Annotated in this window: 12 protein-coding genes and 3 tRNA genes; 12 read left to right on the top strand and 3 right to left on the bottom strand. The window is 60.9% G+C overall.

The window, feature by feature from the left end; translation table 11 throughout:
* The first annotated feature begins 106 nt into the window (after positions 1 to 106).
* From dctP to Q1A06_RS05075, 8 genes are all read left to right on the top strand, one after another.
* Complete coding sequence (dctP, locus tag Q1A06_RS05110) at positions 107 to 1,111, top strand: TRAP transporter substrate-binding protein DctP (RefSeq protein ID WP_299559505.1); 1,005 nt, start codon at positions 107 to 109, stop codon at positions 1,109 to 1,111.
* A gap of 79 nt (positions 1,112 to 1,190) precedes the next feature.
* Entirely contained in the window at positions 1,191 to 1,805 is a 615-nt protein-coding gene (locus Q1A06_RS05105; protein ID WP_299559503.1) for a TRAP transporter small permease subunit, read from the top strand.
* A complete protein-coding gene (locus Q1A06_RS05100) occupies positions 1,802 to 3,094 on the top strand; it encodes a TRAP transporter large permease (RefSeq protein WP_299559501.1) in 1,293 nt (430 codons plus the stop codon). The genes Q1A06_RS05105 and Q1A06_RS05100 overlap by 4 nt, the downstream gene beginning before the upstream one ends.
* A 473-nt stretch (positions 3,095 to 3,567) precedes the next feature.
* Entirely contained in the window at positions 3,568 to 4,140 is a 573-nt protein-coding gene (locus tag Q1A06_RS05095) for a histidine phosphatase family protein (protein WP_299559498.1), read from the top strand.
* Between the two features lie 41 nt (positions 4,141 to 4,181).
* A tRNA-Val gene (locus tag Q1A06_RS05090) sits at positions 4,182 to 4,257 on the top strand.
* Positions 4,258 to 4,287: 30 nt separating this feature from the next.
* Positions 4,288 to 4,364 (top strand) — tRNA-Asp (locus Q1A06_RS05085).
* A gap of 137 nt (positions 4,365 to 4,501) precedes the next feature.
* A complete protein-coding gene (locus tag Q1A06_RS05080; RefSeq protein WP_299559495.1) occupies positions 4,502 to 4,816 on the top strand; it encodes a hypothetical protein in 315 nt (104 codons plus the stop codon).
* A gap of 128 nt (positions 4,817 to 4,944) precedes the next feature.
* Positions 4,945 to 5,021, top strand: a tRNA-Asp gene (locus Q1A06_RS05075).
* A gap of 71 nt (positions 5,022 to 5,092) precedes the next feature.
* Here the strand turns inward: Q1A06_RS05075 and Q1A06_RS05070 are convergent.
* Positions 5,093 to 5,881 (bottom strand): hypothetical protein, encoded by a 789-nt coding sequence (locus tag Q1A06_RS05070; RefSeq protein ID WP_299559492.1) that lies wholly within the window; start codon positions 5,879 to 5,881, stop codon positions 5,093 to 5,095.
* Positions 5,882 to 5,963: 82 nt separating this feature from the next.
* Here Q1A06_RS05070 and Q1A06_RS05065 point away from each other — a divergent pair, with 82 nt between their 5' ends.
* A complete protein-coding gene (locus tag Q1A06_RS05065) occupies positions 5,964 to 6,836 on the top strand; it encodes a glycosyltransferase family 2 protein (protein ID WP_299559489.1) in 873 nt (290 codons plus the stop codon).
* A 333-nt stretch (positions 6,837 to 7,169) separates the two neighbouring features.
* On the opposite strand, the gene Q1A06_RS05060 is transcribed toward Q1A06_RS05065, so the two are convergent.
* Together Q1A06_RS05060 and Q1A06_RS05055 are read right to left on the bottom strand one after the other, a co-directional pair.
* Positions 7,170 to 7,913 (bottom strand): DsbA family protein, encoded by a 744-nt coding sequence (locus tag Q1A06_RS05060; protein WP_299559486.1) that lies wholly within the window; start codon positions 7,911 to 7,913, stop codon positions 7,170 to 7,172.
* A gap of 7 nt (positions 7,914 to 7,920) precedes the next feature.
* Positions 7,921 to 9,252, bottom strand: coding sequence for a M48 family metalloprotease (locus Q1A06_RS05055; protein ID WP_299559483.1), 1,332 nt, complete (start codon positions 9,250 to 9,252; stop codon positions 7,921 to 7,923).
* Positions 9,253 to 9,275: 23 nt separating this feature from the next.
* Between Q1A06_RS05055 and Q1A06_RS05050 the strand changes: the two genes are divergently transcribed.
* The 3 genes from Q1A06_RS05050 to Q1A06_RS05040 all read left to right on the top strand — a co-directional run bounded on the left by Q1A06_RS05050 (position 9,276) and on the right by Q1A06_RS05040 (position 14,355).
* Positions 9,276 to 10,418, top strand: coding sequence for an aminotransferase class I/II-fold pyridoxal phosphate-dependent enzyme (locus tag Q1A06_RS05050; RefSeq protein WP_299559480.1), 1,143 nt, complete (start codon positions 9,276 to 9,278; stop codon positions 10,416 to 10,418).
* A gap of 72 nt (positions 10,419 to 10,490) precedes the next feature.
* Positions 10,491 to 11,705: an N-acetylmuramoyl-L-alanine amidase gene (locus Q1A06_RS05045; RefSeq protein ID WP_299559477.1), complete on the top strand. Its 1,215-nt coding sequence runs from the start codon at positions 10,491 to 10,493 to the stop codon at positions 11,703 to 11,705.
* A gap of 106 nt (positions 11,706 to 11,811) precedes the next feature.
* Complete coding sequence (locus Q1A06_RS05040) at positions 11,812 to 14,355, top strand: PBP1A family penicillin-binding protein (RefSeq protein WP_299559474.1); 2,544 nt, start codon at positions 11,812 to 11,814, stop codon at positions 14,353 to 14,355.
* Positions 14,356 to 14,399 lie beyond the last annotated feature (44 nt).

Below are 14,399 nucleotides of genomic sequence, written 5' to 3'. Positions count from 1 at the left end.
AATTGCTAAAAACTGATTATTTCCCTAGCGTCATTAAACGCCATGGCGTTCTCGGGGAACTGCACGATGCTGAGAGCCGTGAAAAAAATAACAGGGAGAAGACTCAATGAGTTTCAACACGATTACCAGGATTTTGACAGCCGGTGCGATCGGTGCGCTGATGTCGACGGCCGTTTACGCGCAGGAAACCACGCTTCGCTTTGCGGGGGTCTTTCCAATCGACCACCAGGGGACGAAAACGATGGAGCAGGTCGCAGCGGACGTCGCAGCCGCCGATGTCGGACTGAAGATCGAACTGTTCCCAGCAAACCAGCTCGGCTCCGGCGAAGCTCTGTTCGAGGATGTCGCACGCGGCAACATCGATCTTGCGGCGGCCTTCATCTACGCCGACACCGATCCGCGCCTCGAATTTCTGTCCATGCCATTTCTGGTAAGCGGCTGGGACGACATGAACACCATCATGCGAGACATGGATTCCGAGTATAACCAGATCCTTCAGGAAATCACCGACGAGTACGGCGTGCGCGTCATGGCCCAGAACCCCGAAGGATTCGTGGGCGTCGTCGCCACGAAAGAGCCGACCAACTGGAACACCTTCGACGACAAGGGCATGAACATCCGCGTCTGGTCGTCCACGATCGTGAAGTCCATGATGGAAATGATCGGTTTCAAGGCCACGACGATGGCTTGGGGTGACATCTTCCCGGCGATCCAGTCGGGGATCGTCGACGGTGCCATCTGCTGTACCAAGACAGCGACATACACGATCTTCGCCCAATCCGATGTCGGCACGCATTTTGTCGAGTATAACGCCATTTCGGAGCTGACCAGCTTCTACGCGTCCCAGCGCTCGCTCGACAAGCTGACCGAAGAGCAGGTCGAAGTCCTGCAAACGGCGATGACCAAGGCGTCCGACGACTTCTTTGCCTACAATCGCGAGAACGACGACCTCTTCGCGCAGAAGCTGCTCGACAGTGGCTACACCATCCTGAGCCTGAACGATGAGGATCAGACCGCAATGGCGACGAGGGTGCGCGATGAGATCTGGCCGATGATGGCGGACAGCGTCGGGCAGGACATCATCGACCGGCTGAAAGGCGCGATGAACTGATCGCCCGAATGTTGGAAAGGCCGGTGAACTCACCGGCCTTTTTCTTGTGACTGCAACGAAAACGAGAGGGGCGCGCGGCATGTCTAAGGTAATCGACGAGCTGCCGGTCGGCATCGGCGGCGAAATTGACGGACACCCGATAGAAATTACGAAAGAGCTGCCCGGATTTATCGGCAAGCCGATGGACTGGATCTTGATCGCGATGAAAGGCATCGTGATGTTTTCCGGCTTTCTGATGGCGTTCACCTTCGGCGCGGTGGTGGTCATCAGGTACGGATTCGGCGGCGATCTGTTCGCCTACGAGGAATGGCTTCTGGCGATCAGCATCGTGGGCTTTTTCGCGGGCGCCGTCTTGGCGTCCGAGCGTCAATTGCACATCAACGCGGACATCCTCGGCATGGTGATCGAGAACCCCAGGTTGACGTGGTGGCGGGGGTTTGTCGTCCTGTCGATTGAATTGTTCATAACGCTCTTCATGGTCTACGCCTGCTACATTTCACTGCTCGACGACTTCTCTTTCCCGCGTCTGCGCGCGACAACCGTCTTGCGGATACCGTTCGTGTCATGGCGCATCGCGATCATGGTCGCCTTTTCCTTCATGGCCATGTTCATCGGCGCCTATCTCTATGTTCATATCCGCAAGGGGCTCGGCTTGCCGCTCAAGTCCGACACCGCGAAGGAAACTCTACGATGATCATCACTGGAAGTCTCTTGATCGTATGCGCGATGCTGCTGCTCGGTGTCAGCGTCTATGTCGCATTCGGCTCTGTCCTTCTCTTCATCGCGCTTGTCGGGGATCAGTCGATCTCGGGGTATTTGCCCACGGGATCAACGGGCATCCGGTCTCTTGTGCTGCTTGCGGTTCCGCTCTTCATGATCGCCGGCGGGATCATGGAAAAGGGCAAGATCGCGGCCCCGCTCGTCGCCCTTGCCGAGATGTTCATCGGACACATCAAGGGCGGGCTGAGTGCTGCCGGTGTTCTGGCCTGCGGCATCTTCGGCTCCATTTCCGGCAGCGCCAATGCGACATTGACCTGCATCGGCGGCATCATGATGCCCCACCTCAGGCGCGCGAATTATCCGACAGGGCTGTCCGCAGCACTCATCGTGTCGGCCAGCCCGCTGGGCCTTTTGATCCCGCCAAGCGCATCTCACATCCTTTACGGGTGGGTGGCCCAGCAAAACGTGCTGAAATGCTTCTTGTCGACGGTCATTCCGGCGATCATCCTGATCACGCTGCTGATCATCACCAACCAGTTCCAGTTGCGCAAGGTAGACAACATCACACTCAAGGATCGGCCTTCACCGTTCTTTCCCGCCTTCGCCAATCAGGGGCGGCTGGCAGGTCCGGCGCTGATGATGCCGCTGATCATCCTTGGCGGCATCTACGGCGGGATCATGACCCCGACCGAGGCGGCGGGAATTGCGGTGGTCTACGCCATTCCGATCGCGATCTATTTTTACCGGGGTTTGACCTGGAAGACACTGGCGCAGACCATTGCAGGGTCGGGCGTGACCATCGGTGTGGTGATGGTGATGATCTTCATGGTGCTGATCGTATCCGACAATCTGATCGCGCAGGGCGCACCGCAGTTGGCCAAGAACATGGTCTACTCGGTGTCAGAAAACCCGATCGTCATATTGTTGATGATCAATGTGGTGATGATCCTGATCGGGATGCTGATGGACGATATTTCTGGCCTGCTGTTGGCGACGCCGATCCTTCTGCCCATCGCGCAAAGCACCGGCATGGACCCGATCCACTTTGCCGCCGTGATCGGCGTGAACCTCGGGATGGCAAACATTACGCCGCCAACCGCGCCGCTATTGTATCTGGGGGCCCAGATTTGCGAGGTTCCTGTGTCACGGATGCTGTGGCCCACGCTGGTGTTCATCATCTTCGCATGGTTGCCGACACTGATGCTGACGACTTTCGTGCCCGAGCTGGCGCTTTGGCTTCCTGAATTGCTTCTGGGCAAGTGATCCGTTCGTCAGATAACGAAAAAGGCGCCCTTTCAGGGCGCCTTTCTACTTAAATACCGGACACGAACGGTGCGGAGGCGTGCTTACTGGACGTACATCCAGGAATGCAGGCCGATGAAGAAGGCCGTTGCCGAAACCAGCGTGGCGATACCAAGGACGTTTTTTACAACCTGTGCCATAGTGGTGATCCTTCAGGTGAGTTGTCGTTATGACCGGGATATATGGGGGCTGTTTCGCGCTTACCACATCTTCCGGCGCATATGTGATCTGCAAGTCTCGCATAGCTTTGCGCCGCACGCCTGCGTATTCTCAGGGTCGCGCGTCACCCTGAGCCGAAGGGCGTATTTGCGTGAGTACCGCAAGACCGGTAGAGAGCGGGGTATACGGCACCGGCCTGCTGTTGCTAACCCGGGATTTGACAACGGGGACGGCACCGGCGGGCCCGCCAGAACCTGAAGACGAGGCCATCTGACATGGAAATTCCGCCCCTGTATGTTTTGCGCCACGCAGAGACGGAATGGAATGTCGAGGGACGGTTGCAGGGGGCGCTGGACGCGCCATTGACGCCAAGGGGTCTGAGACAGGCCGAAGCGGTCGCCCGGACGCTGCGCGGCATCGGTCTGGACGCCTTCTCAACCTTCTGCAGCCCGCAGGGTCGCGCTGTGAAGACCGCAAGGATCGCCCTTGCGGGGCATCCCGGCCCGCTGCGCACGGATGCACGGCTGCGCGAGATCGGCATCGGCGACTGGGCGGGGCGTTTGCGACGCGATCTTGATCCGGAAGGCCGCTATTGCGGGATTGCTCCACAGGCGCTGCAGTTGTACGAAGACGCACCCGGAGGAGAGGGTTTTGACCGTCTGCACGCCCGCTGCAAGGCGTTTTTGGAGGATTTGCGCGAGCCGTGTGTGATCGTCACCCATTCGATCACCTCGCGGATGCTGCGCGTGATCGCGACGGGCGGGGAGGTGTGCGATCTGGCGCACATGCCGTGCGGGCAAGGTATCGTCTTTCACATCGAAAACAGGGTGCAAAATCGTCTCGATTGACACTTGCCATGCGCCAAGCCTTTGGCTAAACCCCCGATCACGGGTCGTTAGCTCAGTTGGTAGAGCGCTTCGTTTACACCGAAGATGTCGGGAGTTCGAGCCTCTCACGACCCACCATTCCTTCCTTCCGGGAAGGGCAAGCACTGCGCGGTTGTAGCTCAGCTGGTTAGAGTACCGGCCTGTCACGCCGGGGGTCGCGGGTTCGAGCCCCGTCAACCGCGCCACTGTTTTGCATACTCGTCAATGGCGTTTCCAAGGCTACACTCTATGGCAGCTTATCGCCGGTTTGGGCGCGGGTTTTGATAGATCTTGAACGCGTCCGTTCGCGGTTTATCCTGGACGGACCAGCAGGAGGCACATCATGCCACAACTCATCCGTTTCTATATCAAGAATTGCATTATCGGCTTTATTCTTGCCGCTGCCTTCACCCGCGCAATCCTGTGGTACAATGTCGGTAATCTGGGGCACCTGGTCAACACATCCGACATCGGCACATTGGCGGTCATCGTGTTTTGGGTGCTCAACGGTATCGTGTTTGCCGGTGTGCAATTTGCCGTCGCTGTAATGCTCATGGCCGAACCGGAGAACAAAGACAACGGGCCGGGCCGGGGGTTGGGTGTACCGGCGCGCGTTCCCGCCAAAGCCAAAGCCGCACCGCAGATCTTGCTGAAATAGCTGGCTCCGCAGGCTTCGGAAGCTGTGCAAAGAAATGCCCGATCGGGCGAAGTAATCTCTTGACGCCTACTACCCCATCGCATATCCCGCACGAACACTTCGGAGCGTACGCATCGAAGGTGCAGCGGGCGGTTGTAGCTCAGTTGGTTAGAGTACCGGCCTGTCACGCCGGGGGTCGCGGGTTCGAGCCCCGTCAACCGCGCCACCGCTGCTTGTAAAAGGGTCCCCTCGTGGGGGCCCTTTTTCGTGTGCGCCCAAAGATTTACGGGAGGTTCTTCAGGCCGGGTACGGCAGGCCGAACACCTGCTCCAGCTCCGGCGAGATCTGCGTATTCATCCAGTCGACATCGGCGGCATCCCAGGTGTCCGGGGCCGGTGCCCTGTCAACAGACGCGCGCCACTGGTTGCCCATGCGGCGGGTGATGGGGCGGTAACCGCGTGGCGTGTGCGCAAGCCCGTAGGCCTCCCCCAATGCGTGCAGGAACGCGACAGGGTCGGCGTTGAACCGCTCCAATGTCACATAGGCCACCGAACAGCCGCGATCGAGAAAGCTGAGCAATCCGCGGTGTTTGACGTTGCGCATCTCGAAGATATTGGCAAAACGTCGACCGGTGATCGGATGCCGGTCCCATTGCAACTCTTGGCCGAGCGGCTTCAATTCGGGGTGCACGACCTCGAAATGGTTCATGTTGTCGATCTCCCCCTGCCACGGCGTGCGCAGGAAATCACGGAAATCGAGGTTTTGAAGCGATACCTCCGCATGCCAGGGGCGCTTGAACAGCGATGTGGCCCAACTGCGCGCGTTGCGCACCACGCAGACGGTCAGAAACGAGGGCGGAAGCCCGACCATGATCGGCACGCCGTGTTTCCACCCCAGACATTCGGTGCGCGCGATCTGAAGCGTTTTCGTGATGCTCTTGCGCACTACATTGGTGCCGCATCCGCGTTCGCCCATGACCTGAAACCGGTCGAACGGACCGTCGCCGTCGCGGTGAAAATGCCACCCCTGCGTGGCCATATCCTGCGCCAGTGCCGCGAATTCCGCACTTGTCGCTGTGTCTCCCATTGTCATTCCGTGCCTCTCGCGGCTTATTACCCGTCAAGCGGGGAGTTTCGTCAATTCACCCCCGAAAGAAAAGAGGGCAGCGATGCAGACAGTAGCCGCAGTAACGATGGTGCGCGACGACGCTTTTTTTCTCGACGCCTGGCTAAAGCATTACGGCGCGACGCTGGGGCGCAGGAATTGTTATGTCATCAACCACGGATACGGCGATGGTGTGGCCGAGATGGCGGCTGGCTGCAACATCATCGGCATCCCCGGCGACCCGCATCAGAGTTTCGACGTCAAGCGGTGGGGCCTGCTCAACGGGCTGCTGGTGGGGCTGCGCAAATACTACAAGCATGTGATCGTAGGCGACGTGGACGAACTGGTCATCGTGGACCCCGCATACGGCAAGAACCTCCTGCAGTACCTTGAAGACATGCCCGAAAAGCGCGTCCTGACCCCCTTGGGGCTTGAGATCATCCACCGGGTCGATCTGGAGCAGGAGGCGATTGCGGATCATATCGTTGGGCCGCGCCGCTACGTGCGGCCAGCGCCACACTATTCAAAGCCGTGCATCGTGTCGGCGGCATCCAAGCTGTCTCGGGGCGGGCATTTCGCGCAGTATCCCAAATTGCACACACCGCCCGAATTGTACCTCTTCCACCTTAAATTTTGCGATTTCCACCACTACGCCGCTGCGATGGACCGGCGCAACGCCGTGACCGAAGAGGTTGGTGCGGAGGTCAAGGAGGCGTCGATCGGGCGGCACTGGTTCGCCGAGGCGCGCGGCGAGGATCGCGCCGTCTTTGACGCCTTTGCTGATCTGACGTTGGAAGAGGATTTCGACCTGCGCGTCATCCGCAAACGAATGCAGCGGTCCTTCCGCCCGCGCGGCGAGACCGGGTTTTATGAATTTAACCGCCCGGAATACACCACCCAATACAAGCTGCCAGAGCGTTTCATCGGCGTAATCTGACCTGCCGATCTGGATCCCGAAAAGGAGACACGAGATCAGCGCGGCCGCGCCCATCTGATGATCGCGCCAAAGATTGCTTCGCCGCGTCGTTCAATTTCGCGTTGCAGGGTATGATTGCTGCCTTCGTGACGCACGCCCTTGACTATCAGGACGGGCGGCGCGTAACGCCGCCAAGTCCGTCATCCCGACGTCAGTCGATCCCACCGGCATCAGCGCCGGTCCCGGTAAATTCGTGCAACGCAATGACGTGGGCTGTCGGCACTACGCCTTTATCCACCGAGCCGCGAACGTATCCGCCCTTGCGGCAAGGGGCTCAGCGCCCCCATACGAGGTTCAGCCGCGCTTGTCTGCCAGCAGTTGTTGCATCTGCTCGAGCGGCAGGTAGCCGCGCAGCAGTTCGTCCTGAAGCACGAAAGTCGGTGTCCCGGTGATTTCAAGCGCACCCGCTAGCGCGCGTGTCGCGGCGATTTCGGCGGTCACTTCGTCACTGTCCATCTGTGCCTCGACCGCGTCCATGTCCAGCCCGAATGTGCTGCCCAGACGGCGCAGCGTCGGCAGGGTCACATCGCCATTGAGTTCCATGAGCGCATCGTGCACGGCCTTGTAGCTTTCATCGCCCGCGACCTGCTTCACCGCGACCGCGAAGCGCGAAGCAAGCACCGATGCATCCCCCAGGATCGGCAGCTCCTTCACGATCAGCTTGATGTTGCCGTCCTGCGCCAGCAGTTCTTCGACTTCAGGATGGGCGCGTTTGCAATAGCCGCAGCGGTAATCGAGGAATTCGACCAGCACGATGTCGCCTTCGGGATTGCCGCCGACGTATGAATAACCGTCGTCGAAGATCGCGCCGGCATTCTCGGACACCAGATCGAAATCGCTCTGCGCCTGTTGCTGCGCCTCACGGGTGCGCAGGATCTCTACCGCTTCCATGATGATTTCGGGATTCTCGAAGAGATAGGCGCGCACTTCGGCGCGAAATTGTGCGCGCTCTGCATCGCTCATCTCCTGGACGTCCTGCGCCAGAGCTGCGGTGGCAAAGGTGCCCAGAAAGGCGGTAGTGGCAAGAAGACGCTTCATCGGTAAATCACTTTCTTTTGGCTGCGCGTTGGGAAGCAATCAGCACATCCTGCGCCCGCTGCCAAGGGCCGGACCCTGTGGCAAGAAGGCCCGTTGCACGTTTTGCATGAATTCCGGCATCTTTCAGCCGCCCACCCAGCGCATAGCGCTCGGCGGTCACGAGGGCGGCCATGCCGGTCTGTCCCGCCTTGGCATAGGCCGTCGCCAGATCCCGCAGCATGGAGCCGTCGCGAAAGTCCTGCCGCCGCGATTTCTCAAGCACCGGCAGGGCCTGCTGCACCTGTCCGTTGGCCAGAAGCGCACGCCCGTAGCCCGACAGGATCAGCGCATCGTTCGGGGCAAGCCGCACGCCGCGCGCGTAGGCGTTGACCGCCGCGTCGAAATTACGCGTTTCCAGCAGGATTTGACCGCGCTGATCGTGCAGAAACGCATCCTTGGGCCGCGCGGCGATGGCGCGGTCGATGGCGGTGAGGGCGACTTTCGTGCGCGAGTTGCGGTGCTGGGCGATCGCCTCGCGCAAGAGCGCGATGTCGGCATATCCGCTGTCGCCCAACCGGCGCAGCGTCCAGGATGGTGCGCGGGTGTAGGCCGTCAGCTTTCCCTTGAGCCGCGCGAACCAGTATCGCGCGGCAGGATCGGCGGGCAGGGTGCCATAACTGGCGACATACCCCTCGACCGCGCGGATGCGGTCACGGCTCAGCGGATGACTACGCAAATAGGGATCCTGCCGCCCGATGTTCAGGGCTTCCTGCCCCTCGAATATTTTCAGCGTGTCGAGCAGGCCTTGCGGCGAGGCGCCGGCGGATTTCATGTAGCGTATGCCCGATTGATCAGCGGAGGCTTCCTCGGCGCGCGTATGCCCAAGAAGTGCGCGCTGCGCCGCACTGGCACTGCCGATGGCGATGCCACCGGCCGCATCGGACCCGCCCGCCGCTGCCGCCGCAACGGCAAGGGCGAGGCCAAGCCCGGTGACGGTGCGGGCATTGGCCATATTGCCCATTCGCCGTGTGATATGCCCATTGGTGATATGCGCCGCTTCATGCGCGATAACCCCTTGCAGCATCGCGGCGGAGCCGAGCTTGTTAATCAGGCCGTAATGCAGGAAAATCGCATCGTTGCTGATGACGAAGGCATTGAGCGAACTGTCGTCGACGATCAATATCTTGACGCGGTCGGGGCTAAGCCCCGCTGCACGCAGCACCGGTGCAGCCATTTGACGCAGGGCGTATTCCATGTCGGCATCGCGCAGCAGGCTGGCTGCCTGTGCGGGAAGCGCCAGTACAAGAGCGAGCAGCAGGGCGGGGATTGACGCCCGACGGGGAATGCGGTGAAACCTCATGCGCGCACTGTAGGAGAGCGATCATGCGAAATTCAAGCCGATCACGGGTCGATCCCTTTATTGTGATGGACGTCATGCAGGCTGCGGCGCACGCCGAAGCGCAAGGCCGGCACATCATCCATATGGAAGTGGGTCAGCCTGGCACCGGCGTGCCGAAAAAGGCCACCGGGGCGCTTGCGCGCGCGATGGAGGAAGGACCGCTGGGATATACCGTGGCACTGGGGCTGCCCGCGCTGCGGGCGCGTATCGCGCGGATGTACGGCGATTGGTACGATGTCGATCTTGACCCGGGCCGCGTGGTGATCACCTCGGGTTCATCGGCGGGGTTCATCCTGGCATTCACCGCACTGTTCGACAGCGGTGACCGGGTCGGCATCGGTGCGCCCGGCTATCCCAGCTATCGCCAGATCCTCGGCGCACTCGGCATGACGCCGGTCGATCTGCCCACGGCGGCAGAGAACCGTTTTCAGCCGGTGCCGCAGGATTTCGCGGATTTGGATCTGAAAGGCCTGCTCGTTGCCTCGCCGGCAAACCCGACGGGCACCATGCTTGACCGTGGGGCGATGTCCGCGCTGATCGCGGCGTGCCATGACACAGACGCGTCCTTTATCTCGGATGAAATCTATCACGGCATCGAGTACGAGAAGAAGGCGGTCACGGCGTTGGAAATCACCGACGAGGCCTATGTGATCAATTCGTTTTCCAAGTATTTCTCGATGACCGGATGGCGGGTCGGTTGGATGGTGGTGCCGGACGCGCAGGTCCGCGTGATCGAACGGATCGCGCAGAACATGTTCATCTGTGCGCCGCACGCAAGCCAGGTCGCTGCCCTCGCGGCTATGGACTGTGACGATGAGTTGCAGGCCAACATGGATGTCTACCGTGCCAACCGCGCGCTGATGATGACAGGGCTGCCCGAAGCCGGATTTGACCGGATCGCGCCGCCCGATGGCGCGTTCTATGTCTACGCCGACGTCAGTGCCCTCACCGACGACAGCCGCGCTCTCGCCTCGGAAATCCTTGAAAAAGCGGGTGTTTCTGTCACACCGGGGCTGGATTTCGATCCGGTGCGCGGTCATACGACCCTGCGTTTCTCCTATGCCCGCGCCACCGATGATATCCGCGAGGGGCTGGCACGGCTCAAGGCGTTCATGCAGGCTCGGTGAGACGCTGGATTGCCGGACATCGCGATGCTAGTATCGCGGCGAACGGCACCCGCAACAATAGCCGGAGCAGTGATGAAAAACCTTCTTCTCGGCCTCGCTTTCGCGCTTGGCCTGTCCCCGTCCGCCCAAGCTCAGGATCTGACGGCGCTTGCGCGCGTCGATCCGCAGGCGAGCGGGATCACCGACGGCTGGTGGGGACGTACCACGCTGGCGCTGCATCTGAGCCAAGGCGTGCCGTTTCGCGTCTTCACCCTCGATGATCCCGCGCGGTTGGTGGTGGATTTCCGCGAGGCGGATTTTGCGGGGGTCTCCTCCGGCGATCTGCTCGCGCAGAAGGGCCGCGTGTCCGCGGTGCGCTTTGGTGCGTTCCAGCCGGGGTGGTCGCGTTTGGTGGCCGAACTGGCGGAACCCATGTTGCCGCGCGAGATCGGCATGCCCGTGACCGAAGGCAGCGGCCGTGCGATCCTTGAGATCGACCTTGAAACGGTATCGGCAGAAACCTTTGCCGCTGCGTCAGGCGCCCCCGTTGATCCGGGATGGACGCCTGCATTTCTGCGCCCTTCCAGATCGCCGAAGACAGATGATGGCCGGTTTACCGTGGTGCTTGATCCCGGGCACGGCGGCATTGATCCGGGCGCCGAGCGTGATGATGTAGCCGAAAAGGATCTGATGCTGACCATCGCGCGCGCGCTTGCCGACGAGCTGCGCCGTGCCGGTGTCGATGCGGTACTAACGCGGGACGACGATTATTTCGTAGCACTTGAAACACGGGTTGCGATCGCACACCAAAGCGGTGGCGATCTGTTCATCTCATTGCACGCCGACAGCCTGAGCCAGGGCGGTGCGCACGGGGCCACCGTCTATACCCTCTCGGACGCGGCAAGCGATGCAGCCACCGACCATCTTGCGTCGCGTCACAACCGCGCCGATATTATTGCGGGCGCGGATCTGACGGGTTCCGATGATCAGGTGGCAAGCGTTCTGCTGGATCTGGCGCGGCAGGAAACAGAGCCGCGTTCGGCGGCACTGGCCCGCACGCTGGTCGCGCGCATGAAGGCGGCAGGTGGCCCGATGAACCGCCGTCCGTTGCGCGAGGCGGGGTTCTCGGTGCTTAAATCAGCCGACATCCCGTCCGTCCTGATCGAGGTCGGCTTTCTCAGTTCGAAGCGCGATCTGGCGAATCTGCGCGATCCGATCTGGCGTGCGGTCATGGTCGGCGGCATTGTCGAGGCGATTCTGCAATGGCGCGACGAGGACGCGGCCCGCGCGGTCCTTGTGCGGCAATAACGGCGGCTTATCGCTTTATCGTGACCCGCTTGCCTTTTGACCATCCGCGCAATCGCGCGTATAGAAAGGCAAATCCACACAGCCTTGTTCAAGGAGCTGTCCGCGCGTGTTCCGTTTTATCCTGTCTTTCTTTGGCGGTATCTTCACCACCCTGACGATGTCGGTCGGCATGATCGCGCTGACGGTCGGTGCCATCTTCTGGATGTACGGGCGCGATTTGCCAAGCCACGAATCCCTTTCGCAATATACCCCGCCCACGATCAGCCGGATCTATTCGGGGCAGGGACGTCTGATCGACGAATTTGCGCAGGAGCGACGGCTGTTTGCGCCTGCCAACACCATTCCCGACCTTGTGAAGCAGGCGTTCATCTCGGCAGAGGACAAGAATTTCTACGACCACGAAGGCTATGACCTGCGCGGCATCGGCGCGGCGGCCGTGGATGCGGTGAAATCGCGCGGGCGCGATGTGCGCGGGGCGTCCACCATCACGCAGCAAGTAATGAAGAACTTCCTTCTGTCAGGGGACCGCCGTGCGGAGCGCAAGATCAAGGAAATCATCCTTGCAGCGCGCCTCGAAGAGACGCTGGATAAGGAGAAAATCCTTGAACTTTACCTCAACGAGATTTTTCTCGGCCAGAATTCCTATGGTGTGGCCGCTGCAAGCCAGACCTATTTCAACAAGACGCTCAGCGAACTTGCGCCGCACGAGGCCGCGTTTCTGGCATCTTTGCCAAAGGCGCCGTCGGATTACCATCCGGTCCGCCGCAAGGACCGTCTGATGGCGCGGCGCAATTTCGTTCTGCGTGAAATGAAGGAAAACGGCTATATCACCGAGGCCGCCTTTGTGCAGGAACGCGAGATGCCGCTGCGCTCGGTGCAGAATGGTGACTTCGAAAGTTTCAAGGCGGAATTGCCGCCGCGCGATTATTTTACCGACGAAATTCGCCGCCAGCTGTCCGACAACTTCGGCGAGGGTGAATTTTTTACCGGCGGTCTGACTGTGCGCGCCACGATCGACAACGAGATGCAGCCGATTGCCGCCGATGCGTTGCGCCGGCAGTTGGAACAATTCGACCGGGGCATCGGTATCTGGCGTGGCACCCGGCAGACGCTGCCGGCGGAGGCGTTGGTGGATGAGGAAAGCTGGCGCGAGGCCCTCTCTGACGTATCGGTGCCGCGCGATATCCTGCTGGAGACGCAGTGGTACCCGGCCGTGGTGCTCGAAACCGGCCCGCAAGGTGCACGTCTGGGCATCGAAAGCGTCGAAACCGCGCAAGGCGGCAACTGGGTTCCGCGCGAAGACATGCAATGGGCCCGCAAACGTCTGGAAACCGGCAAGCTTGGCAACCGCGGCGATCTGGTCGATGTGGGAGATGTCGTGCTGGTGCGCCGGATGGTCACGGACGACGGCGGCTCGTTTATCCGCTGGACGCTACGGCAGGTCCCCGAAGTCCAGGGCGCATTCGTGGCGATGGACGTGAACACCGGGCGCGTCATCGCGATGCAGGGCGGCTTCAGCTATCAGGCAAGCGTGTTCAACCGCGCGACGCAGGCGAGGCGTCAGCCTGGCTCCAGCTTCAAACCATTCGTCTACGCCTCGGCGCTCGACAGCGGCTATACCCCGGCGACCATCGTTGTGGACGCCCCGATCGAGATCAACACGCCGCAGGGCGTCTGGCGCCCAAAAAACGCTTCGAACCGCTACTACGGACCGACACCCTTGCGCACCGGGATTGAACAGTCGCGCAACCTGATGACGATCCGTCTGGCGCAAGAAGTCGGTATGGACGTCGTGGGCGATTATGCTGAACGCTTCGGCGTCTACGAAAACCTGTCGCCGGTGCTGGCAAATGCGTTGGGATCTCAGGAAACGACGCTGTACCAGATGGTCGCCGCCTACGCGATGTTCGCCAACGGCGGCGAGCGGGTGGAGCCGACACTGGTCGACCGGGTGCAAGACCGGTATGGCCGCACGGTCTACAAGCACGACAAACGCGTGTGCAACGATTGCGATCTGCCGACGCTCGCCGCCGGTGTCGCGCCGCGGGTGATCTCGAACCGTGAGCGGGTCATGGACCCGGTCACCGCCTATCAGCTCACCTCGATGATGCAGGGCGTGGTCGAGCGCGGCACGGCGCGCAAGAGCGTCAACCTCGGCGTTCCGACGGCGGGCAAGACCGGTACAACCAACGATTCGAAGGATGTGTGGTTCGTCGGCTTTACCAACAACATCGTTGCGGGTTGCTATATCGGTTATGATCAGCCGCGCAATATGGGGCGTGGGGCGTCCGGCGGCGGCATGTGCGGGCCGGTGTTCCAACGGTTCATGTCGAAGGCCGTGCAGAAATACGGCGGCGGAAAGTTCGAAGTGCCGCAGGGGTGCGAGTTCATCAACATCGACCGTTTCACCGGGGCGCGTCTGTCGTCAAATACCTCTGGTCCGAATGTCGTCTCGGAGTGTTTCCGCGAGGGCGAGTTCATCAATTTCGGCATCACCTTCGACGGCGGCTTTGCAATGGGCGCGGACCTGCCGCTGGTCGAGGAAGCGGGCGGGCGCAGTCCGCGTGAAGTGACGACATCGACCGGCAAGAAGGCGGTCGTGGGGCCAAAGGCAGGTTTCGGGACGCTCAGCTCGGGCGGTCTCTACTAGGCCATAGTGGCGCTGCATGGCTTGTCGCCAAGGGAGGGCTGGTT

This window comes from uncultured Sulfitobacter sp., from assembly GCF_947497275.1.
Lineage (GTDB): Bacteria > Pseudomonadota > Alphaproteobacteria > Rhodobacterales > Rhodobacteraceae > Sulfitobacter.
This window is presented reverse-complemented; position numbering and strand designations above follow the sequence as displayed.

Bases quoted from the DNA above. Each gene is read 5' to 3' on its own strand.
- Q1A06_RS05070 (WP_299559492.1), bottom strand. From the start codon at position 5,881: ATGGGAGACACAGCGACAAGTGCGGAATTCGCGGCACTGGCGCAGGAT.
- Q1A06_RS05105 (WP_299559503.1), top strand. From the start codon at position 1,191: ATGTCTAAGGTAATCGACGAGCTGCCGGTCGGCATCGGCGGCGAAATT.
- Q1A06_RS05095 (WP_299559498.1), top strand. From the start codon at position 3,568: ATGGAAATTCCGCCCCTGTATGTTTTGCGCCACGCAGAGACGGAATGG.
- Q1A06_RS05060 (WP_299559486.1), bottom strand. From the start codon at position 7,913: ATGAAGCGTCTTCTTGCCACTACCGCCTTTCTGGGCACCTTTGCCACC.
- Q1A06_RS05080 (WP_299559495.1), top strand. From the start codon at position 4,502: ATGCCACAACTCATCCGTTTCTATATCAAGAATTGCATTATCGGCTTT.
- Q1A06_RS05055 (WP_299559483.1), bottom strand. From the start codon at position 9,252: ATGAGGTTTCACCGCATTCCCCGTCGGGCGTCAATCCCCGCCCTGCTG.
- Q1A06_RS05100 (WP_299559501.1), top strand. From the start codon at position 1,802: ATGATCATCACTGGAAGTCTCTTGATCGTATGCGCGATGCTGCTGCTC.
- Q1A06_RS05065 (WP_299559489.1), top strand. From the start codon at position 5,964: ATGCAGACAGTAGCCGCAGTAACGATGGTGCGCGACGACGCTTTTTTT.
- Q1A06_RS05050 (WP_299559480.1), top strand. From the start codon at position 9,276: ATGCGAAATTCAAGCCGATCACGGGTCGATCCCTTTATTGTGATGGAC.
- Q1A06_RS05045 (WP_299559477.1), top strand. From the start codon at position 10,491: ATGAAAAACCTTCTTCTCGGCCTCGCTTTCGCGCTTGGCCTGTCCCCG.
- dctP (WP_299559505.1), top strand. From the start codon at position 107: ATGAGTTTCAACACGATTACCAGGATTTTGACAGCCGGTGCGATCGGT.